The sequence below is a fragment of the Streptomyces sp. NBC_01669 genome (assembly GCF_026339735.1).
Classification (GTDB): domain Bacteria; phylum Actinomycetota; class Actinomycetes; order Streptomycetales; family Streptomycetaceae; genus Streptomyces; species Streptomyces yanii.
The window spans coordinates 4327210-4347550 of the sequence record NZ_JAPEQG010000001.1 but is presented as its reverse complement, the minus strand read 5'-3'; the positions used below and the strand labels follow the sequence as shown (position 1 = coordinate 4347550).

The window sequence follows — 20341 nt, the reverse complement described above, 5'->3', positions numbered from 1 at the left end:
CCGCTCCGCCCTCAGCCTGTACCCAGGTGTCCGCACACATGGATGAAAGGAGTTCTCTCATGTGCCATCCCGCGTGGATGCGCGCACTGACCGCTGCGCAGCGCCTGAGCGACCTCGCGCGACTGCGCCGCGTCCGCGACCGGATCGACCGGGAGTACGCGCAGCCGCTGAACGTCGAGGCGCTCGCCCGCGGCGCGAACATGTCGGCCGGACACCTCAGCCGGCAGTTCCGGCTCGCCTACGGCGAGTCGCCGTACGCCTATCTGATGACGCGTCGCATCGAGCGCGCGACGGCGCTGCTGCGGCGCGGCGACCTCAGCGTCACCGAGGTCTGCTTCGCGGTCGGCTGCTCGTCGCTGGGCACCTTCAGCACCCGCTTCACCGAGCTGGTCGGCATGGCGCCCAGCGTCTACCGGCGCCGCGCGGCGGGCGCTGCGGCGGGGATGCCGTCGTGCGTGACGAAACAGGTGACCAGACCGGTCAGGAATCGAGAAGCACCGGCGGCCGAGCCGCAACTAGCGTGACGGACATGACCTCCATCGAATCCGTCACCCTCGAGGTGGCCGACCCCACGGCCGCCAACCGCTTCTACACCGCTTTCGGTTTGGGCACTCAGGTGCGCCTGCGGGCCTCGGAGGCGCCGACGACCGGCTTCCGTGGGTTCGCGTTGTCGCTCACGGTGTCCCAGCCGGCCACTGTCAACGGCTTCATCGGCGCCGCCCTCGACGCCGGTGCCACGCCGCTGAAGCCTGCCTCGAAGTCGCTCTGGGGCTACGGCGGTGTCGTACAGGCCCCGGACGGGACGATCTGGAAGGTCGCCACGTCGGCGAGGAAGGACACCGGCCCGGCCACCAGGCAGATCGAGCAGATCGTGCTCCTGCTGGGAGCCGCGGACGTGGCCGCGAGCAAGCAGTTCTACGTCGACCGCGGCCTCGCCGTGGCGAAGAGCTTCGGCCGCAAGTACGTCGAGTTCGCCGCTCCGTCGTGTCCCGTCAAGCTGGCGCTGTACGGGCGCCGCGCCCTCGCCAAGGATGTCGGCGTTCCTGCCGACGGCACCGGATCGCACCGGCTCATGCTCGGCGGCGATGCCGGGTCTTTCACCGACCCGGACGGGTTTGACTGGGAGGCCGCGTCGCCGGCACCCACGCCCTGATCCGTCACTGCCGGGGTTCGGGTGCTGTCGCCGTCGAACGGATGCGTTCCCTCGGTGTCCACCGGGCCCATGAGATGGGCGGTGTGCGCGAGGCCATCAGGGCGCCGGAGGCCATGCCGTCCGCGAAGCCCGCGGCCTCGATGGACCGACCGATGACCGACGGATCCCCTCCCTCGGAGGAAGGGCAATCCACGATGTGACAGGAGGAAGCATGACAGGCACGCCGCCGCGTGGGCTCGAGGAGAGGCTGCGGGACACTCGCGCGAAACTGGAGAGCGACGTCGATCTCTGGGTCGCGACGCCGGGCTCCCCGGGCGTCCACCTCATCCCGCTCTCGTACCTCTGGGAGGGGACCGCGTTCCTCATCTCGACGCCGCGTGCCTCGGTCACCGGCCGCAACCTGCTCGTGGACGGCCAGGTGCGACTCGGCCTCGGGCCGACGCGCGACGTGGTCGTCGTCGACGGCACCGCCGAGCCGGTGGACATCGCCGACCTCGCGCCGGAGACGGCTGACACGTTCGCGGCCAAGACCGGTTTCGACCCGCGCGAACTCGACGAGCCCTATCAGTACTTCCTGATCAGGCCGCGGCGCATCCAGGCCTGGCGGGAGGCGAACGAACTGCAGGGACGAGACCTCATGCGCGACGGCCGCTGGCTCGGCTGACCGCCGCACGGGAACGCCGACTCCGTACCCCCGACCTGGCTCTTCCTGCGGAACGCGGTGTTGTTGCGTGACGGCAGGGGTGTCAGGTGGTCGGCCTCTTCCCCGGCACCGTCGCTGCTCCCACCCGGACAACAACCGACCAGTTTCGAAGAAGCCACCGCCGCGGCGCATTCCTGGCATGAGATGGCCGCGATCAAGCCTTGCACGAGAGGAAACCTGCCATGAAGAGCACGCAGACGTCCGCCAAGAGCACCAGCGCGGTCGACGAGAAGCACGACGGATTCACGGACGAGGAGCGAGGCGCGATGAAGGAGCGCGCCAAGGAGCTGAGGACGGCCGCGCGCCGCAGCCCGCGCGCGGCCAAGGCGGACGCGGAGAGCGAGGTACTCGCGAAGATCGCCGAGATGCCGGAAGCGGACCGCGTCCTCGCCGAGCGGCTCCATGACATCGTCAAAGCCGGCGCGCCGGACCTCTCGCCGAGGCTCTGGTACGGGATGCCCGCGTATGCCAAGAACGGCAAGGTCGTCTGCTTCTTCCAGAGCGCGCAGAAGTTCAAGACGAGATACGCGACGCTCGGCTTCAGCGACCAGGCGGCTCTCGACGAAGGCACCATGTGGCCGACCACCTACGCCCTGACGGAGCTGACCGCCGCCGACGAGGCGCGTATCGGCGCGCTCATCAAGAAAGCGGTGAGCTGAGACCGGTGCTCCTCATGAGCGCAGCGATCGCCGGCCTGACCCGCAGCCCGGCCCGACGGATGACCAGCCGGCGGGCGGCTTGTTTCTGCCGTGTCGGGTGGAGGAACTCCAGGCAGAGCCCGCGGAGCCGGCTGTCCACCCGGAACACTTTTGCAAGCGTGTGCTTGCAAAAGTTAGCAGCGATGGCGCACTATCGAGTCATGGCATCACTCAACGTCGGCAATCTCGGTGAGTACCTGCGCGAGCAGCGTCGCAATGCGCAGCTGTCGCTGCGGCAGCTCGCCGATGCCGCCGGCGTGTCCAATCCGTATCTCAGTCAGATCGAACGCGGGCTGCGCAAGCCGAGCGCCGAGGTGCTGCAGCAGGTTGCCAAGGCCCTGCGGATCTCCGCCGAGACCCTTTACGTAAGGGCCGGGATTCTGGACGAGCGGGAGCGGGAGGAGCTGGAGACCCGGGCGGTCATCCTCGCCGATCCCTCGATAAACGAGCGGCAGAAGAACGTGCTGCTGCAGATCTACGACTCCTTCCGCAAGGAGAACGGGTTCGAGACCGTCCCGGGGGACCCCGGTGACGAATCCGGCCTCAGCGCGGACGGCACGGATGCCGATACAGCTTCAAAGCCTTCACCACCCTCACACTGAGTCTGATGATCCGGGAGGACCACAGTCATGGCCATCACCGATGACCTGCGTAAGACCCTCACCGACCCGACCCCCCTCTACTTCGCCGCCGGTACGGCGGACCTCGCCGTCGAGCAGGCCCGGAAGGTTCCGGCCCTGATCGAGCAGCTCCGGGCCGAGGCGCCCGAGCGGATCGAGGCCGTGCGCAACACGGACCCCAAGGCCGTGCAGGAGAAGGTGACCACGCAGGCCAGGGAGGCGCAGGCCACTGTGCAGGCCAAGGTCTCCGAGGTGCTCGGGTCGCTCGACACCGATCTGAAGAAGCTCGGCGAGTCGGCCCAGGACCTGGCGCTGCGCAGCCTGGGAGTGGCCGCGGAGTACGCGGTACGGGCCCGGGAGACGTACGAGAAGGTTGCCGAGCGCGGCGAGCAGACGGTGCGGACGTGGCGCGGCGAGACCGCCGAGGAGATCGTCGAGATCGCCGTCGTCGTCGAGCCGCGGCGCGAGTCCCAGCCCAAGCCGAAGCCGAAGGCTGAGCCCGCCGCCAAGAGCGAGCCGAAGACCGCTGCCAAGGCGGAGACCCACACGTCGCCCGCGCCCGCCAAGAAGGCGCCCGCGCGCAAGCCCGCGGAGGCGCCCGCGCGCAAGCCCGCGGCGAAGAAGACCACGCCGCCGACCGCCAAGTAGCACTGCGGACCGTGTGTACCGGGGCGCGGGGCGGGCACCTTTCGGGGTGGCCGGCTCGTTGTCCCGGTACCTTGGCCGCGAGGCGCTCATCCACTTATTAGGCGGTGCACACCATGTTGCTCACAGGATTCAGCACGCTCGTCTGGCTGCTCTACATGATCATGCTCGTCCTGGCCGTGGTCGCACTGTTCCTGGCCGCGACGGCCCGCGAGGACGCGTACCGCGCCGCGGACAAGCAGAAGAAGTCCTTCTGGCTGATCATTCTCGGCATCACCGTTGCCGTGAACCTCTTCGTGCCGATGCTGTTCCTGCAGCTCGCGGGCGCGGTCGCGTCGATCGTCTTCATGGTCGACGTTCGGCCCGCGCTCAAGGCGGTCTCCGGTGGCGGTGGCCGGCGCGGCGGCTCCAGCAGCGACGGGCCGTACGGGCCCTACAACGGCGGGCGCTGAGCGCTCGCGGGTGACGGCGCCGATGCGGGGCGGGGGCGGGGGAACGACGTGCTCCGGCTCCGGCCCCGGTTGCCGCTCCGGTCGCGGTCGAGCAGCAGGACCGCCACGTCGTCGGTCAGTTCGCCGCCGTTCAGCTCCCGGACCTCGGCCACGGCGGCTTCCAGCAGCGCCTCTCCGGTGAGCCCCTCCGCCAGTTGACGGTTGATCATCGCGACCATGCCGTCCTGGCCGAGCCGCTGCGTCTCGTTCGCCCCGACGCGGCCTTCGATCAGCCCGTCCGTGTACATCATCAGGCTCCAGGAGCCACCCAGTTCGACCTGCCTGCGCGGCCAGCGGGCACGCGGCAGCAGCCCCAGGGCCGGGCCGCCGTTCTCGTACGGGAGCAGCTGTGCCGCCCGTCCGTGGCGGGCGATCAGCGGCGCGGGGTGCCCCGCCAGGCAGAGACCGGCGTGGCGCCCGTCGGGAGTGATGTCGACGGTGCAGAGCGTCGCGAAGATCTCCTCGCTCTCCCGCTCGTGCTCCAGGACCTGCTGGAGTGTGGAGAGCAGCTCGTCCCCGCAGAGGCCGGCGAGCGTCAATGCCCGCCACGCTATGCGCAGTTCGACGCCGAGCGCCGCCTCGTCCGGGCCGTGGCCGCAGACGTCGCCGATCATCGCGTGAACGGTGCCGTCGGGCGTACGCACCGTGTCGTAGAAGTCCCCGCCGAGCAGCGCGCGGCTGCGTCCTGGGCGGTAGCGGGCGGCGAAGCGGAGGTCGGAGCCCTGGAGGAGGGGGGTGGGCAGCAGTCCGCGTTCCAGTCGGGCGTTCTCCTGGGCGCGCAGTTTCGACTCGGTGAGCTGGTGCTGCGCCACGTCGGCGCGTTTGCGTTCGACGGCGTAGCGGATGGCGCGGGTGAGCAGCCGTCCGTCGAGCTCGCCGCGGAAGAGATAGTCCTGGGCGCCGACACGCACCGCCTCGGCGGCCAGCTCGGTGTCGTCCTCCGCGGTGAGCGCGAGGACGGCGTGGCGTGGCGCGATCCGCAGGACGTGCTTGAGGGTGGCGAGCTCTGCAGGCCCCTCGACGCCCTCGCCGGCGCGTGTCTCGCTGCTGGGCGGCAGAGCCAGGTCCAGCAGGATGCAGTCGACGTCGTCCGTGAGGAGCCGGGCCGCCTCGGTCAGGTTGCGGGCGGTGCGGATGCGCACCCGGGTGCCGGCCGCGGCCGGGAGCTCGGGGACGGTGAAGGTGCCCGCCGGGTCGTCCTCGATCACCAGGAGGGTGAGGTCGGCGACGTGGGTGGTTTCCACAGCGGGAACGGCGCGCTGCTGCGGTACGGGTACGGGCATCGGTTCGGTTTCCTTCCCTCCCCCCGAGGGCGCGGCGGAACGACGATCGACGACCCGCCAGACCGGGACGATAGCGGTACCGGACAGGCGAACGGAATGGCGAACGGCAACCGACCCCTGGCATATGCGGAGCCATAAGCCGCGTCCCGTCACGGATCCGGCGCGATGCGCCTGTCCGGGGCCCGGTGGGGGGCCATGACAAACATCACCCTGCTGCGGGGCCTGGGGTGGCGTGGCTCACGGCGCGGGCGCGCGGGCGCGTGGACCGGGTCACTGGGTGCGGGCGCGTGGTTGCGTGGTCCGGGTCACTGGACGGGGGTGGCCGGTGGGAGGGCCCTCACTTGTCCGGGCGGACCACCCCGAGGATCTCCATCGAGCCCGCGCCCGCCAGCGTGACATTCCGGCCCGGGCGCGGTGCGTGCACGATCGCGCCGTCTCCGATGTACATCCCCACATGGCTCGCGTCACCGTGGTAGATGATCAGGTCGCCGGGGCGCATGTCCTTGATCGCGATGTGCGTGAGCTGCCGCCACTGTTCCTGTGAGGTGCGCGGGATCGGCCGTCCCGCCGCCGCCCACGCCTGGGACGTCAGCCCGGAGCAGTCGTACGACCCCGGGCCTTCGGCCCCCCATACGTACGGCTTGCCGATCTGCGACGTCGCGAAGGCCACCGCCTTCTTGCCACGCTCGCTCGCCTCGCGGTTGATCTCCTTGAGGGCGCCGGAGCCGAGCCAGGCGGTCTGTGCCCGGTACTCCGCCTCCTGCTCCAGCTCGAGGAGGCGGGCCCGCTCCTCCTTCTCCAGCTGTGATTCCAGCTTCTTCGCGGCGGCGATCTGCGCGTTGATCTGCTTCTTGGCCTTGGCCTGCTTGATCCGGTTGGCTTCGAGCTTCTTCCAGTTGGTGCTCGCGTCCTTGGTGTACATCTCCAAGTCCGCCTGGGTCCTGGTCAGTTCACCGAGGACCCCCTTGGCTGCCTGCTGGCCCTGCCAGACCCGGTTCATGCCGTCCATGAACATCTGCGGGTCGTCACTGAGCATCAGTTGCGCGCCCGGCGGCAGCCCGCCGGTCCGGTACTGCTCGCGGGCCTGGGCGCCCGCCTTGCTCTTGAGGTCGGCGATCTTCGCCTGTCCCTCGACGATCGCCTTCGCCAGTTCGACGATCTCGCCGGACTGCTTCTTGGTCTGCTCGTCGGCGAGGTTGTACGCATCGGTGGCCGCCCCGGCCTTGAGGTAGAGGGCGTCTATCTCCTTGCGCACCTCTTCGAGGCTCTTCTTCGGCGCCCCGGGGGAGGCGGTGGGGGGAGGTGGTGCGGGCGCCGCGAATGCCTGGGTCGGCGCGGTCAGTACGGTCAGCGTGCAGACCAGAGTGATCGCGGCAGCGGCACAGTGGCGTCGGTTCACGAGCTCCCCCTCCGAACAGATCTGATTTACCGTCAGTAACTTTTCGCGACGTCGAGATCGTGCCATGCCCTACCGAAAAGCAACAGAGGCATACAGGCCCTGTCCTGACGGGCACTCGGGTCACACGGGTCATGCCGGTCGCGCAGGGATCGCTCCCCCTTGTCTGGGACGAACGACGCCCCGTCCGCGTTCCCGGGTGCCCCTCGGAGCACTCCTGTTCAGGGCCTGTCGGGTTCGGGCCGCAGCGCCGCCCACTTCACCGTGACTTCGCCCTGCCGCCACCGCCGTACCCCGTCCGTCAGCGGCCAGTCGCCCGAGAGCGAACGCACCGCGGTGATCCAGCGCTGCCGCGCGCCCAGCGAGGCGTACGGCGCCGCCGCGGCCCACGCCCGGTCGAAGTCGCGCAGGAACGCGTGGACCGGTTCGCCCGGCACATTGCGGTGGATCAGCGCCTTGGGGAGTCGTTCCGCGAGGTCGGAGGGGCGGTCCAGGGAGCCGAGGCGGGTCGCGAACGTGATCGTGCGCGGGCCCTCCGGGCCGAGCGCCACCCACACATGACGGCGCCCGATCTCGTCGCAGGTGCCCTCCACCAGCAGCCCGTCGGGTGCGAGCCGGGCGCAGAGCCTCTGCCAGACCGCGGCGACCTCGCCCTCGTCGTACTGGCGCAGCACGTTCGCCGCCCGGATGAGGGTGGGGCGGCCGGCCAGCGGGATCTCGAAGCCGCCGTGGACGAAGGTGAGCCCCTCTTCCTCGTACGGTTTCGCCGCCGCGACCCGCTCCGGGTCGATCTCGATGCCGACGACCGCCGTGCGCGGTTCGGCGGTGCGCAGGCGGTGCAGCAGTTCCACGGCGGTCCAGGGCGCGGCCCCGTACCCGAGGTCGACGGCGACGGGGGCGTCGGAGCGGCGCAGGGCCGGGCCGTGCGTGGCGGCGATCCAGCGGTCCATGCGGCGGAGCCGGTTCGGGTTGGTGGTCCCGCGGGTCGCGGTGCCGATGGGGCGCATGACAGCGAGCCTAACGACCCCCGGGGTGGCGACCTGCAGGACTGTCGCGTCCGGGCAGGCGCGGTGACGCGCCGTGGCCGAGCGTAATGATTTGGTAAAGCGGAAATGAAAGGACGCATTCCGCTGTTCCAGCCTTTCGAAGGGGCTCCGTGCCCCTTCGGTGTCATGCCCCGAGCGAGGAGGACCGGACGACGTGAGCCAGTACGTCTCTCGGCTCGGCAGCGGCCGTATGGCGCCGCGCCTCAGGTTCCCCGGCACCTTTCCCGGCAGCCACCGCAAACCCCGCCGCGTCGCGATGCTCTCCGTCCACACGTCCCCGCTGCACCAGCCGGGCACGGGCGACGCGGGCGGCATGAACGTCTACATCGTGGAGCTGGCCGAGCGGCTCGCCGCGATCGGCATCGAGGTGGAGATCTTCACCCGGGCCACCACCGGCGCACTGCCCCCGGCGGTCGAACTGTCGCCCGGCGTCCTGGTCCGGCATGTCGACGCGGGACCCTACGAAGGCCTGGCCAAGGAGGACCTGCCCGCCCAGCTCTGCGCCTTCACGCACGGCGTGATGCAGGCCTGGGCCGGCCAGCGGCCCGGCTACTACGACCTGGTCCACTCCCACTACTGGCTCTCCGGCCATGTCGGCTGGCTCGCCGCGCAGCGCTGGGGCGTTCCCCTCGTCCACGCCATGCACACCATGGCGAAGGTGAAGAACGCCGCGCTCGCCGAGGGCGACACCCCCGAGCCGGCCGCCCGGGTCATCGGTGAGACGCAGATCGTCAGTGCCGCGAACCGGCTGATCGCGAACACCGCGGAGGAGGCGGACGAGCTCGTCCGCTTCTACGAGGCCGATCCGGCGGCGGTCGCCGTCGTTCACCCCGGGGTCAACCTCGACCGCTTCCGCCCCGCCGACGGGCGCGCCGCCGCCCGGGCCCGCCTCGGACTGCCGCAGGACGCACTCATCCCGCTCTTCGCGGGTCGCATCCAGCCGCTGAAGGCCCCCGATGTGCTGCTGCGCGCGGTGGCCGCGCTGCTGGACCGGGACCCCTCGCTCCGTTCCCGGATCGTCGTTCCGGTGGTCGGCGGCCCCAGCGGCAGCGGGCTCGCCAAGCCGGAGGGGCTGCAGAAGCTGGCGGCGCGGCTGGGGATCGCCGATGTCGTACGGTTCCACCCGCCGGTCGGCCAGGACCAGCTCGCCGACTGGTTCCGGGCGGCATCCGTGCTGGTCATGCCCTCGTACAGCGAGTCCTTCGGCCTGGTCGCCATCGAGGCGCAGGCGGCGGGCACCCCCGTCGTCGCGGCGTCCGTGGGCGGGCTGCCGGTGGCGGTACGGGACGGGGCGAGCGGTTTCCTGATCCCCGGGCACGACCCGGAGGCGTACGCACAGGCGCTGGCCCGGTTCGCCGAGTCGCCGGAACTCGTCGCCCGGATGGGCGGGGCGGCGGCCGCGCATGCGCAGGGCTTCGGCTGGGACACGGCCGCGTCCGCGACCGCGGACGTGTACACGGCGGCGATGCACGAACACCGCCGTCGCGTCCGCGTGCACCACGTCTGACGTACCCGCCCACCACGGCCGGCGCGCACCCGCGCCGGGGCGACGTACGCCCGTACCCCACCTCACGTACGCTCACCCCATGGCTGACGTATCCGCCGAAGCGGCAACAGCGCAGGTCATCGAGGCGACGCTGAAGGACGCCGGGCTCGAATGGGAGAGCCCCGACCGCGGTACCTACGTGGTGAAGCTTCCCGGCACCCGCAAGCTGTCCACCACCTGCTCGCTCATCGTCGGCAAGCACTCGCTCTCCCTCAACGCCTTCGTCATCCGCCACCCGGACGAGAACGACGCGGCGGTCCACCGCTGGCTGCTGGAGCGCAACCTCCGCCTCTTCGGCGTGAGTTACGCGATCGACCGGCTCGGCGACATCTACCTCGCCGGCCGGCTGCCGCTCTCGGTGGTCACGCCCGAGGAACTGGACCGGCTGCTCGGAACGGTCCTCGAGGCGGCCGACGGCTCCTTCAACACGCTGCTGGAGCTGGGCTTCGCGAGCGCGATCCGCAAGGAGTACGCGTGGCGGGTGTCGCGCGGCGAGTCCACGCGGAACCTGGATGCGTTCACGCATCTGACTCAGCGGCCCGCCAACTGACCTCCCTCGCCTGAAGAATCCCCACTGCACAAGTCTTTCACGGCACCAGAGGGCCGTGGCATGCTCACCGCCGACGCAGATATGAACGTCGTTCACATGCATGAAAGGCGGGTCGGTTCGATGGCTTCTGTGGGGAACATCAGCAGGCGAGGACTCCTCGGCAGCGCGGTCGCCGTGGCCGCAGCCGCGGCGACCGGCGTGATCGGCGCGGGCACCGCCCGGGCGGCGACGCAGGACGCGCGCAGCGGTCACACCCCGGGCGACGCCTCCCCCCTCTGGCGGGAGTTCGCGGCCGCCCCCTTCGCCCACGCCCAGATCCCCTTCATCGGCCGGGCCGGCTACCGGGGCGGCTCCGAGCTTCCCCGCCGCCATCATGTCGTCGCCAATGTCCTGGACCACGGCGCCGTACCCGACGGTTCCGCCGATGCCGCCCCCGCGATCAACCGTGCCATCGCCGCTGCCGGAGAGCGTGGCGGTGGCACGGTGCTCATCCCCGCAGGCACGTACCGCATCGACGACATCATCCGGATCGGCCACAGCAATGTGGTGGTGCGCGGTGCGGGCAGCGGGCGCACGAAGCTGTACGCGACCAAGAATCTCACCGACCTGATCGGCGTCTACGGCAGCCGCTACGGCGGCGACAAGTCCAGCTGGTCCTGGGCCGGCGGCCTCATCTGGCTCTGCCCGAAGGAACGTTGGGCCTCGCTCACCGACGCGATCAGGGCGAAGGCCTGGCCCTTCGAGGGCTGGACCGGCAACAAGCGCGACGAGTGGCAGACCCTGACGACGGTCGCCCCCGCCCGTCGCGGCGACCGGACGATCACCGTCGAGTCCACGAAGCGGCTGAAGCGGGGCCAACTCGTCCTGCTCCGGCTCGCCGACGACGCCGACCACACCCTCCTGGAGCACATGGCGGGCGGCGGCCCCGGCCCGGAGGCGTACCACTGGGACGACAAGACCAAGCTGACCTCGTACGTCCCCTACGAGTGGCCCGTCCGCATCACCGCCGTGCACGGAGACCGGGTCACCCTGGAGCGCCCGCTCCCGCTCGACGTCCGCCCCGAGTGGGACCCGCGCCTGACCATGCTCGCCACCCCCCTCACCGGCTCGGGCGTCGAGGGGCTCACCCTCGAAGCGGTCGAGACCCCGCAGTCGCAACACCTGCTCGACAAGGGGTACAACGGAGTCGCGTTCCAGTGCGCGTACGACTGCTGGGCGGACGACATCACCGTCCGCCACGTCGACAACGGCTTCGGGCTGATCGGCGCGTCCGCCTGCACCCTGCGCCGTACGCGGGTCGAGGGGCGGGGCTCCCACCACCCGTACTACTGCCGTGAGGGTTCGCACGACAACCTGATCGAGGACTTCACCATCGCCCGGCGCACCGTCCCGGCACCCGCGGGGACGCAGCTGCACGGAATCAATGTCGAGGGGCTGTCCAGCTACAACGTCTGGTCGCGCGGCGAGATGGAGATGGGGACCTTCGACTCGCACCGCGGGATGCCGTTCGCCAACGTCCGCACCGACATCACCGTCAACAACAACGGGCGGCACGGTGGCGACGCGAGCGCGGGACCGCTCTTCGGCGCCCGCTTCACGCACTGGAACATCCGGGTCACCAACGGGCGGGCCGGCCTGATGCGGATCGACGGGCTCGCCCCGTACAGCGCGACCGTCGGCGTCAGCGAGGTGACGGAGTTCGACCAGATCGACGTCCCCGACTTCACCGGCGATCTGCACACGCGCCTGGAGGCGTACGGCACACCGGAAGCGGTATGGCCGCAGAACCTCCACGACGCACAGCGGGCACTGGCGCACTGACGCCCGTACGCGGATCGCAGCCTCTGCCGGTCACGTCACCCCCGTGACCGCAGCGCCGCCTCCACGTCCTCCAGAGCCGATACGAGCTGCGGGCCGACCTCCGACCACGTCCAGTCCCGGTTCTCCTGCGGAACGCGGCGCGGGACGGTTTCCACCAGCATGATCAGGTAGAGATAGCAGCGGTAGAGGGCGAGCCGCAGCCGCACGGAAGCGTCGAACACCAGGCCGCTCCCGTACCCGGCGAGGAAGTCCTCGTCCTCCTCCACATTCCCGAGCAGGGCGAGCGACACGAAGTCGGCCACCGGATCGCCCCAGAACATCCGCTCCCCGTCGATGACACCGCCGATGGTCCGCGCGCCCGGCTCCCCGTCGACAAGCAGATTGCCCTGCCACAGGTCGAAGTGGACGAGAGCGGGCCGGGTGACGTCGTCGAGGACGGGCGCCGCGGCGGCGAGCAGCGCCCGGATCCGGTCCGTCGGGCGCGGCAGCCGGGCGCGGTACGTGTCCGCGTCGGCGAGGACGGCATCGGTCATCGCGGTGAACGCCGCGCGCCAGGTCGGGGCCAACGGACCCATCGCCCCACCGGGGTAGCCGAAACCGCCGGAGGCGCCCGTGACGGCGTGCAGCCGCCGGACCAGCTCCCCCAACTCCCGTCTGAGCCTTGACCCTTCACCATGCTTCATGGTTGCGGCGGCCTCGTGCCAGGGCTGTCCGGGGCGGGTCGACATGATCAGGTACGGACCGGTCGCCGCGCCCGGGTCCAGTGCGCTGTGCACGACTGAGGGGACCGCGGGAATCTCCGCAGCCGTGTAGAACGTGACCTCGTTGACCAGCAGGCCGCGCTCGTAACTCATCCCCGGGGCAGTGGGCGGCGGCGGTATCTTCACCACCCAGTCCCGGCCGTCGGTGAGCGTGACACGAGTGACGGTGTTGTACGTGCCGCCGGCGAGCGGGAGGCAGGCGGCGACGTCGTCCGCGCCGACGCCGACGGCATTGAGCACGGTCCGGACGGCTGCTCGGCTCGGCATGGGAGAGAGTTCCTTCACGGGATGATCACAACGCAATCACGATCAAGTGGTGTGCCCTAATTGGTTGATCGTCAAACCATAGCTCGCTCATAGGGTTGGGCCATGAGACCTACTGCCATACGCCGTACCGCCGTTGCCGCCGCCTGCGCGATGTCCCTGACCCTGCTGGCCACCGCCTGTGGCGGAGACTCCGACTCCGGGAGCAAGGCAGCGGACGGCAAGGGCAAGGAGAGCGCAGCCGCCCAGCCGGCTGCCAAGGCGCTGACCGCCGCCGAGTTGGACAAGGCCGCGCTGGTCCAGGGCGACGTCAAGGGGCACAAGGTCGCCGAGACCGGCAAGGCCGATGTCGTCGCCGCCTCCGACGTCACTGCGGACAAGGAGGCCTGTGAGCCTCTCGCCGACGCACTGATGGGCGCCGAGCTCGGCAAGCCCGCGGCGGTCAACCGGCGCAAGGTGATCAGCGAGCCCAAGAAGGACCAGAAGGACAAGCTGGACAGCGAGGACGCGGGCGAGGCCTTCGCCGCCGCCTTCGACATCACGACGACGCTGACGTCCCTCGCCTCGTACGACGGCAAGGGCGCCCAGGACACCGTCGAGAGCCTGCGTACCGCGGCGACCGCGTGCTCCGGCGGTTTCACCCTCACCGCGGCCGGGACGAAGCAGAAGGTCGTCACGATCAAGGAGGAGAAGATCTCGGGCGGCGAGGAGGCCGCCGCCTGGACGCTGACGGTGGAACAGGACGGCGAGAAGGCCCCGCTCAAGCTGGTCGTCGCACGCCAGGGCGCCACGGTCGCGTCGTTCAGCGCTCTCAACCTGGCCGCTTCCGGCACGGGTCAGGACTTCGAACTGCCGACCGCGGTGGTTGACGCGCAGCTCGCGAAGCTCGCCTGAGCGGCGGAAGTCAGGGGAGCGGGACCAGCCTCACCACGGTGACGGTGAGGACGGAGCCGGAGACGTAATAGAGCACGATGGCCCCGGCGACCGTCGCTTCACGGCGGTCGTGCTCACTCTTGACGGCGGACGACCCGTGCCCGTACGGGTCGCTCCCCAGGGTGCGCGCCATCTCGTCGCGGAAGGTGTCGCCTTCCCGCATCTTGGCCAGGGTGTCGTCGGCGGGCGGAGCGTAGGAGATACGGAAGCTCAAGCGACGCTCCGCCTCTCGGCCTCGTCCTGCGCCAGCCGGTCCAGGATCCGCTCGGCCTCGGGATCGGGCACGGCCTCCAGCATCCAGTGCCGCATCACGGCCTGGATCTCTTGCACTCCGGCCCCGTTGATGGCGCGGTCGAATTCCTCGCGTCTCTCCTCGGGCAGCGTGGCCCGGATGTCCGGAATGCTGTTCGGCACGTCGACTTCGGTGCCGCCGACAAAGGTCTTCAGTGGCTCGCCCATGACCGTTCTCCCGATCGCCCAACGTGCTGCGCCACACAGTACGTCGGTGGGTACGGGCCGTCATCCGGCGCGCCGCCACCACCTCCTGGAACGAGGTGCCGGGTCGTCAGAAGCCGAAGGAGAGGGCGACTCGGGCAGTTCCCGTACGGCGGACCGGATCCGGTCGAACGTGGCGACCGGATGCCGCGAGCCGTCCTCCGGCAGGATCACGCCGAGGCAGACCAGTCTGAACTGCCGGCCGTCGAGGTGGATCCCGACGAAGACAGGGGCCCCGACACATCCCACGGGAACGGTGCCGTTCCACCACACCGGCCCGTCGACAGCGTCCCGTACGACGGTCCCCACCACGACGGCCTGCGGCCGGTCGGTCCGGTCCGGCCCGACATCGTGCCCCAGGACATAGGCGGGAACGGGCTCGTCCCCGATACCGGCGACGTCCTGCTCCTTCGCCGCCAGCCCGTCGGTGATCTCGTCAGTTGCCCATTCCCACCGCTTGCGGCGGGCGAGCGCGTGCAGCGGGGCGGCGGGCATCACCGCGACACCGGAGTCACCGAGCGGGATCCACCCGTCCTCGAACGCGAGCATCGCCAGGGCGTTGGCGCTCGTGGCCGACTTCGACAGCTCGGGCCGCAGCCGCACCTCGGCGATGTCGTACCGGGTCAACGCACGCGCCGTCACCAGATACTGCCGGACGGTCTCCGTGTCACCCTGCTTGTCGACGAGGTCGTTGAACCAGAACGCCGTCCCGAAGTCCGTCCCGCGATGGGCTCGTTGGTACGGCAGAGTGGAGCGGGCGGCGTTGGCGGTTATGGCGTCGATGATCGAATGGTGATCAGCGGTCTGTGCGGACATGAGGCTGGACCCTAGCGGAGCGGATCGGAAGCGGCGCCGGATTTCTCCGCGCAGTCAGCGGGGGGCTGTTGGTGTCCGACCGTGCAAAGGCGTTTCACCCACTTTTCGGTCAGGAGCGGGACTGTCGGGGGGCCTGACCGGCCGGCTGCACGGTGGAGGTGTCAGGTTTCGGCAGCCTCGGCGATGTGGAGCGTCCACGATGGACAGGCGCATATTCGAGGGCGCGTCAGGTGGCGGAAAGCGCTTGGTCATTCGTACGTGGCGGCGATCGGCCTTCGGCCATCATCAATGAGAACAGCGCGCTCCGGCGCGCAGAAAGAGTAATTCTTGGCTGTTGCTACTATCGCATTAACTTCCGAGTGCCCTCATTACGCTCTTTTGGTCCTGGTGCCCATCGGATTGAATGGAAATCAAGCGAGACGGACCACCCGGATCAGCCGGCCAGGTCCACGCTTCGAACCGGATGGCCTGCCCTTTTGTGTGAGGACCGGGCGACCGTCGCAGTGAGATGCGGGACCTTTCCGTCGTGCAACGTCCGACATCTTTGTGACACACCTCAGCCTCGCCCACCGTAATGGGTCCCGCCGTTCGCGCTCTCCGCACTGCGGCCGAACCACCGATTCCATCACTGGGTTTCATATCCCACCGGAAAGCCCGGGATATTCCGCGAAGTTGTGGAGTCGTACCACTTACGGTCAGCCGTCCCATGCCTGCCACGGGAGCACCACGAGCGCAAGGAGACCCGCCATGCCAACCCTCACCTCGCTGACCCCCACCCAGAGCCACAACGGGCTCACTCTCACCCTCACCGGCACGAGCCTGTCGGGCACGACCAAGGTGAACTTCGGCACGAAGTCGGTCAGCCCCGCCACAGTCGGCTCCACCACCGTCACCGTCGTCGTCCCGGTGCTGTGCGGTGGCCAGGTCAACGTCAGCGTCACTGCGGGGCTCACGACCAGCAACTCGCTGTCGTTCTTCTACATCGACCCCCCGGAGCCCAGCGCTCTGAGTGCCAACATGGGTCCGGCGACCGCCACATCCCTGACCGTCTTCGGCAGCAACCTGCTCACCGCGACCGGGGTGACTTTCGGCGCCGTCGGCACCGGAACCGGTCTGACCGTCGTGTCGGACACCCAACTGACCGTCACCTGCCCCGCGCACGGCGCCTTCGGCGGTGCCAGCACCGACACGGTGAACTGCACCGTCACCAGCGCCGGAGGCACCAGCCTCCCGCTCGGCGCCCCCACCCAGTACACCTACTACGACGTCCCGACCGTCACGGGCCTGGCTCCCACATCGGGGTCGGTCGGCGACAGCGTCACCGTCACCGGCACCAACCTGGTGGATGTCAGCAGCGTGAGCTTCACGCCCACCGGCGGAGGCGTCTCGGTCGAGGCCACCTTCTCCAGCTTCTCCGCCACCAACCTGGTCACCAGCGTGCCCGCGGGACTCGCCGCGGGCACGTACGACATCCAGGCCACCACTCCAGGCGGCCAGACGACGGTCGTCGCCGGCGACGTGTTCAGCGTCGTCTGACCCCGCTGCCCCGCCCGGGGCCGAACGAGTCATCAGCACATCGCCGGCGCTCGGACACGTCCTGACGAGCTGTCGACACGAAACCGCTGCGTCCTGGCCGACGTGCGTCAGCCAGGACGCGGCATCCTGAGCAGCGCGGGAAGGAACGGATCATGGCCCCGGTAGTGAGCAGTGTCAGTCCCACCCAGGGACCGACTGCGGGAGGCACGGCGGTGACGATCAACGGCAGCGGCTTCTCCGGTGTCACCGCGGTGAAGTTCGGGGCGGCCTCGGCCTCCTTCACGGTGGTCAGCAGCAGCCAGATCACCGCCACTTCACCTCCGGGCTCGGGCACGGTCAACGTCATTGTCACCGCAACGGGAGGCGGCAGTAACGCAGTTGCCTACACCTACGTCTCGGTCCCGGTGATCAGCTCTCTGACACCCGGCCGGGGTCCGACCACGGGGGCGAACACGGTCACCATCGCCGGCACCGGCCTCGCAGGAGCCACCGCGGTGCAGTTCGATACACGTCCGGCCACCATCACCGGCAACACCTCCACCCAAGTCACCGCCACCGTGCCGGCGGCGCCTGCGGCCCCCGCCGACGTCACGGTCACCACGCCGGGCGGTGCCAGCAATCCACTTCCCTACTACTACATCCCGACGCCGACCATCACCCTGCTCGGCCCCACCCAGGGCCTGGCCTCCGGGGGAAACACGGTCACCATCAGCGGCAGCAACCTGACTCTCACCACCGCCGTCCACTTCGGAGCCGGTACGGCCACCGGTATCAGCGTCGTCTCCGACAGTCAGATCACCGCAAACGCCCCGGCTGGATCGGGCTCGGTGACCGTCACCGTCACCACGCCGGGCGGCACCAGCATGCCGGGACCGGGAAACGCCTACTACACCTATCTCGCGGCTCCGGTCGTCAGCAGCCTCAAACCCTCACAGGGGCCGGCCCTCGGCGGGAACACCGTCACCCTCACCGGCAGCAGCCTGACCTACGCCGACGAAGTGCGCTTCGGCGGCGTGCCGGTGTCCTTCGCCGCGGTCTCCGACACCCAGGTCATCGCCGTCGCCCCGGGCGGGGCGCCGGGCGCAGTGACCGTTGTCGTACACACCCCGGCAGGCAACAGCGCAGGCATCCCGTACCAGTACCTCGCCTGAACTCCGGGCGGGTGAGCCCGACCGTGCAGGCTTCTCTGCCTCAACCCACCCCGGCGACGGCCCCAGTGCGGCAACAAGCCCCCTACGCGCGGAGGAACCGCAGGTAGGGGGCTTGTTGCGGACGTACTACTTCTTCTTGCCCTGGTTCTTCACGGCCTCGATGGCGGCCTTCGCCGCGTCCGGGTCGAGGTACGTGCCGCCCGGCTTCAGCGGGCGGAAGTCGGCGTCCAGTTCGTAGGCGAGCGGGATGCCGGTCGGGATGTTCAGGCCCGTGATGTCGGCGTCCGAGATGCCGTCGAGGTGCTTGACCAGGCCGCGGAGGCTGTTGCCGTGGGCGGCGACCAGGACCGTGCGGCCGGCCAGCAGGTCCGGGACGATGCCGTCGTACCAGTACGGCAGCATGCGCTCGACGACGTCCTTGAGGCACTCGGTGCGCGGACGCAGCTCGCTCGGGATCGACGCGTAGCGCGGGTCGTCGCTCTGCGAGAACTCGGCGCCGTCCTCGAGGACGGGCGGCGGGGTGTCGTACGAGCGGCGCCAGAGCATGAACTGCTCCTCGCCGAACTCGGCCAGGGTCTGCGCCTTGTCCTTGCCCTGGAGGGCGCCGTAGTGGCGCTCGTTCAGGCGCCAGGAGCGGTGGACCGGGATCCAGTGGCGGTCCGCGGATTCCAGCGCGAGCTGCGCGGTGCGGATGGCGCGCTTCTGGAGGGAGGTGTGCAGGACATCGGGGAGCAGACCGGCGTCCTTGAGCAGCTCACCGCCGCGGACTGCCTCCTTCTCGCCCTTCTCGGTGAGGTTGACGTCCACCCAGCCGGTGAACAGGTTCTTTGCGTTCCATTCGCTCTCGCCGTGGCGGAGGAGGATCAGCTTGTACGGTGCGTCGGCCATGCGCCCGAGCGTAATCGAACCCGTACGGGCTTCGCGCGGCCGGTCACAGGGCGGACAGGCGTCGGGGGAAGTGGCGGGTGGGGCGGCTTCGATTGACGGCAGCCGTCAAACGAGTAGCGGTCCGCAAGCAGAGCTTCGTAATGTGCTCATAGTCGTCGGGCCACTTACCGCTCGAACCCGTTCCGTACGTCCCCGGGGGGAACCGTTATGTCTGTCGCCGGTCTCAGACGGGCCGCACGCGAGACCGTGTCCGGCCTCCCCAGGGAGTTCTGGTGGCTGTGGACCAGCACCCTGGTCAACCGCCTCGGGGCGTTCGTCGCCACCTTCATGGCCCTCTACCTGACCCTGGACCGGGGCTACTCCGCCTCGTACGCGGGGCTGGTCGTCGCGCTGCACGGGCTCGGCGGGGTCGTCTCCTCGCTCGGCGCGGGGGTGATGACGGACCGGCTCGGGCGGCGGCCCACGATGCTGATCGCGCAGAGTTCGACCGCCGCGTCGGTCGCCCTGCTCGGGTTCATGGTCCATCCGGTCGCGATCGCCGCGGTCGCGTTCCTCGTCGGCATGACGAGCAACGCGTCCCGGCCCGCCGTGCAGGCGATGATGGCCGACATCGTCCGGCCCGAGGACCGGGTGCGGGCCTTCTCGTTGAACTACTGGGCGATCAACCTGGGCTTCGCCGTGTCGTCCGCGGGCGCGGGGTTCATCGCCGAGTACAGCTATCGGGCCGGGTTCATGGCCGAGGCCGCGATGACGCTGTTCTGCGCGGTCGTCGTCTTCCTGAAGGTGCCGGAGTCCCGGCCGGAGCGGACACCGGGAATCGTGAAGAGCGAGGCGGCCGCGTCCGAGGTCCGGCTCTCCACCGTGCTGCGCGACGGCCGCTTCATGAGCGTCGTCGGACTGTCCTTCGTGGTCGCGCTGATCTTCCAGCAGGGGTACGTGGGGCTGCCGGTGGCGATGGGTACGGACGGGCTCTCCAGCTCCGACTTCGGTACCGCGATCGCCGTCAACGGTGTGCTGATCGTGGCGCTCCAGATCCCCGCCACCCGCTTCATCCAGCACCGCGACCCACGTCGGCTGCTGGTCGTGTCGTCGCTGCTGGCGGGGTACGGATTCGGGCTGACCGCGTTCGCCGGGTCGGTCGCCGTGTATGCGCTGACGATCTGTGTCTGGACGGTCGGCGAGATCATCAACGCACCGGTCCAGAGCAGCCTGGTCGTCCGCCTCTCCCCGGCCCACGGCCGGGGCCGCTACCAGGGCATGTACACGCTGTCGTGGTCGGCTGCCGCGCTGGTCGCTCCGCTGATGTCCGGTCTGGTGATCGACCACTACGGGGCGACGTGGCTGTGGGGGATGTGCGGGGTGCTGGGGACGGTCGCGGCGCTCGGGTACTGGGTGCTCATGCGCGGGCTTCCGGCGGAGGAGAAGGTGACCGAGGTGGTGGCGGTGACGGCCGCGGAGGCCGAGCCGGACGCGGCCTCGGGTGCGCCGCAGGGTGCGGTGGAGCGCGCGGTCTGACCGGGGGTGGGGGCGGGTGCGCGGCCCGCC

The 20341-nt window shown here is 69.9% G+C and carries 22 protein-coding genes; 14 read left to right on the top strand and 8 right to left on the bottom strand.

The window, feature by feature from the left end; all coding sequences use genetic code 11:
- Positions 1-59: 59 nt before the first annotated feature.
- The 7 genes from OG972_RS19370 (at position 60) to OG972_RS19340 (ending at position 4271) form a co-directional block, all read left to right on the top strand.
- Positions 60-524 carry a helix-turn-helix transcriptional regulator gene (locus OG972_RS19370; RefSeq protein WP_266983202.1) on the top strand — a complete coding sequence of 155 codons (465 nt, stop codon included), beginning with the start codon at positions 60-62 and terminating at the stop codon, positions 522-524.
- A gap of 5 nt (positions 525-529) precedes the next feature.
- Positions 530-1153 (top strand): glyoxalase, encoded by a 624-nt coding sequence (locus OG972_RS19365; protein ID WP_266983201.1) that lies wholly within the window; start codon positions 530-532, stop codon positions 1151-1153.
- 211 nt (positions 1154-1364) lie between these two features.
- Entirely contained in the window at positions 1365-1817 is a 453-nt protein-coding gene (locus tag OG972_RS19360; RefSeq protein WP_266983199.1) for a pyridoxamine 5'-phosphate oxidase family protein, read from the top strand.
- A 221-nt stretch (positions 1818-2038) separates the two neighbouring features.
- Positions 2039-2515, top strand: coding sequence for an iron chaperone (locus tag OG972_RS19355; protein ID WP_266983197.1), 477 nt, complete (start codon positions 2039-2041; stop codon positions 2513-2515).
- 200 nt (positions 2516-2715) lie between these two features.
- Positions 2716-3156 (top strand): helix-turn-helix domain-containing protein, encoded by a 441-nt coding sequence (locus OG972_RS19350; RefSeq protein ID WP_266983195.1) that lies wholly within the window; start codon positions 2716-2718, stop codon positions 3154-3156.
- A gap of 27 nt (positions 3157-3183) precedes the next feature.
- Positions 3184-3822: a hypothetical protein gene (locus OG972_RS19345; RefSeq protein ID WP_266983193.1), complete on the top strand. Its 639-nt coding sequence runs from the start codon at positions 3184-3186 to the stop codon at positions 3820-3822.
- Positions 3823-3935: 113 nt separating this feature from the next.
- Complete coding sequence (locus tag OG972_RS19340; protein ID WP_266983191.1) at positions 3936-4271, top strand: DUF2516 family protein; 336 nt, start codon at positions 3936-3938, stop codon at positions 4269-4271.
- Here OG972_RS19340 and OG972_RS19335 read toward each other — a convergent pair.
- The 3 genes from OG972_RS19335 to OG972_RS19325 all read right to left on the bottom strand — a co-directional run bounded on the left by OG972_RS19335 (position 4253) and on the right by OG972_RS19325 (position 7996).
- Positions 4253-5593 (bottom strand): PP2C family protein-serine/threonine phosphatase, encoded by a 1341-nt coding sequence (locus OG972_RS19335; protein WP_266983189.1) that lies wholly within the window; start codon positions 5591-5593, stop codon positions 4253-4255. The two genes, OG972_RS19340 and OG972_RS19335, sit on opposite strands and share 19 nt — an antisense overlap.
- Positions 5594-5930: 337 nt before the next feature.
- Entirely contained in the window at positions 5931-6992 is a 1062-nt protein-coding gene (locus tag OG972_RS19330) for a C40 family peptidase (protein WP_266983188.1), read from the bottom strand.
- A gap of 218 nt (positions 6993-7210) precedes the next feature.
- Positions 7211-7996, bottom strand: a complete 786-nt coding sequence (locus tag OG972_RS19325) for a class I SAM-dependent methyltransferase (protein WP_266983186.1) — start codon at positions 7994-7996, stop codon at positions 7211-7213.
- A gap of 193 nt (positions 7997-8189) precedes the next feature.
- Between OG972_RS19325 and mshA the strand changes: the two genes are divergently transcribed.
- The 3 genes from mshA (at position 8190) to OG972_RS19310 (ending at position 11952) form a co-directional block, all read left to right on the top strand.
- Positions 8190-9542 carry a D-inositol-3-phosphate glycosyltransferase gene (mshA, locus tag OG972_RS19320; protein WP_266983184.1) on the top strand — a complete coding sequence of 451 codons (1353 nt, stop codon included), beginning with the start codon at positions 8190-8192 and terminating at the stop codon, positions 9540-9542.
- Positions 9543-9621: 79 nt separating this feature from the next.
- Positions 9622-10131 carry a YbjN domain-containing protein gene (locus OG972_RS19315; protein ID WP_266983182.1) on the top strand — a complete coding sequence of 170 codons (510 nt, stop codon included), beginning with the start codon at positions 9622-9624 and terminating at the stop codon, positions 10129-10131.
- Positions 10132-10251: 120 nt separating this feature from the next.
- On the top strand, positions 10252-11952 hold the full coding sequence (locus OG972_RS19310) for a glycosyl hydrolase family 28-related protein (RefSeq protein ID WP_266983180.1): 1701 nt from the start codon (positions 10252-10254) through the stop codon (positions 11950-11952).
- A gap of 35 nt (positions 11953-11987) precedes the next feature.
- Here the strand turns inward: OG972_RS19310 and OG972_RS19305 are convergent, their stop codons facing one another.
- The gene (locus OG972_RS19305) at positions 11988-12980 is read right to left on the bottom strand and encodes a phosphotransferase family protein (protein ID WP_266983178.1); all 993 of its coding nucleotides are present in this window, start codon (positions 12978-12980) and stop codon (positions 11988-11990) included.
- A 102-nt stretch (positions 12981-13082) separates the two neighbouring features.
- On the opposite strand from OG972_RS19305, the gene OG972_RS19300 reads away from it, so the two are divergent.
- Positions 13083-13871, top strand: coding sequence for a hypothetical protein (locus OG972_RS19300; protein ID WP_266983176.1), 789 nt, complete (start codon positions 13083-13085; stop codon positions 13869-13871).
- 10 nt (positions 13872-13881) lie between these two features.
- Here the strand turns inward: OG972_RS19300 and OG972_RS19295 are convergent, their stop codons facing one another.
- The 3 genes from OG972_RS19295 to OG972_RS19285 are packed head-to-tail and all read right to left on the bottom strand — an operon-like array spanning position 13882 to position 15221.
- The gene (locus tag OG972_RS19295; protein ID WP_266983174.1) at positions 13882-14124 is read right to left on the bottom strand and encodes a hypothetical protein; all 243 of its coding nucleotides are present in this window, start codon (positions 14122-14124) and stop codon (positions 13882-13884) included.
- Positions 14121-14369, bottom strand: a complete 249-nt coding sequence (locus tag OG972_RS19290; protein ID WP_266983172.1) for a hypothetical protein — start codon at positions 14367-14369, stop codon at positions 14121-14123. The genes OG972_RS19295 and OG972_RS19290 overlap by 4 nt, the downstream gene beginning before the upstream one ends.
- A gap of 60 nt (positions 14370-14429) precedes the next feature.
- Entirely contained in the window at positions 14430-15221 is a 792-nt protein-coding gene (locus OG972_RS19285; protein WP_266983170.1) for a hypothetical protein, read from the bottom strand.
- 747 nt (positions 15222-15968) lie between these two features.
- Here OG972_RS19285 and OG972_RS19280 point away from each other — a divergent pair.
- Positions 15969-16757 carry an IPT/TIG domain-containing protein gene (locus tag OG972_RS19280; RefSeq protein ID WP_266983168.1) on the top strand — a complete coding sequence of 263 codons (789 nt, stop codon included), beginning with the start codon at positions 15969-15971 and terminating at the stop codon, positions 16755-16757.
- A gap of 152 nt (positions 16758-16909) precedes the next feature.
- The gene (locus tag OG972_RS19275) at positions 16910-17908 is read left to right on the top strand and encodes an IPT/TIG domain-containing protein (protein ID WP_266983166.1); all 999 of its coding nucleotides are present in this window, start codon (positions 16910-16912) and stop codon (positions 17906-17908) included.
- A gap of 126 nt (positions 17909-18034) precedes the next feature.
- Here the strand turns inward: OG972_RS19275 and OG972_RS19270 are convergent, their stop codons facing one another.
- Positions 18035-18796, bottom strand: coding sequence for a phosphoglyceromutase (locus OG972_RS19270; RefSeq protein WP_266983164.1), 762 nt, complete (start codon positions 18794-18796; stop codon positions 18035-18037).
- A 207-nt stretch (positions 18797-19003) separates the two neighbouring features.
- Here OG972_RS19270 and OG972_RS19265 point away from each other — a divergent pair, with 207 nt between their 5' ends.
- The gene (locus tag OG972_RS19265) at positions 19004-20311 is read left to right on the top strand and encodes an MFS transporter (protein ID WP_266983162.1); all 1308 of its coding nucleotides are present in this window, start codon (positions 19004-19006) and stop codon (positions 20309-20311) included.
- Positions 20312-20341 lie beyond the last annotated feature (30 nt).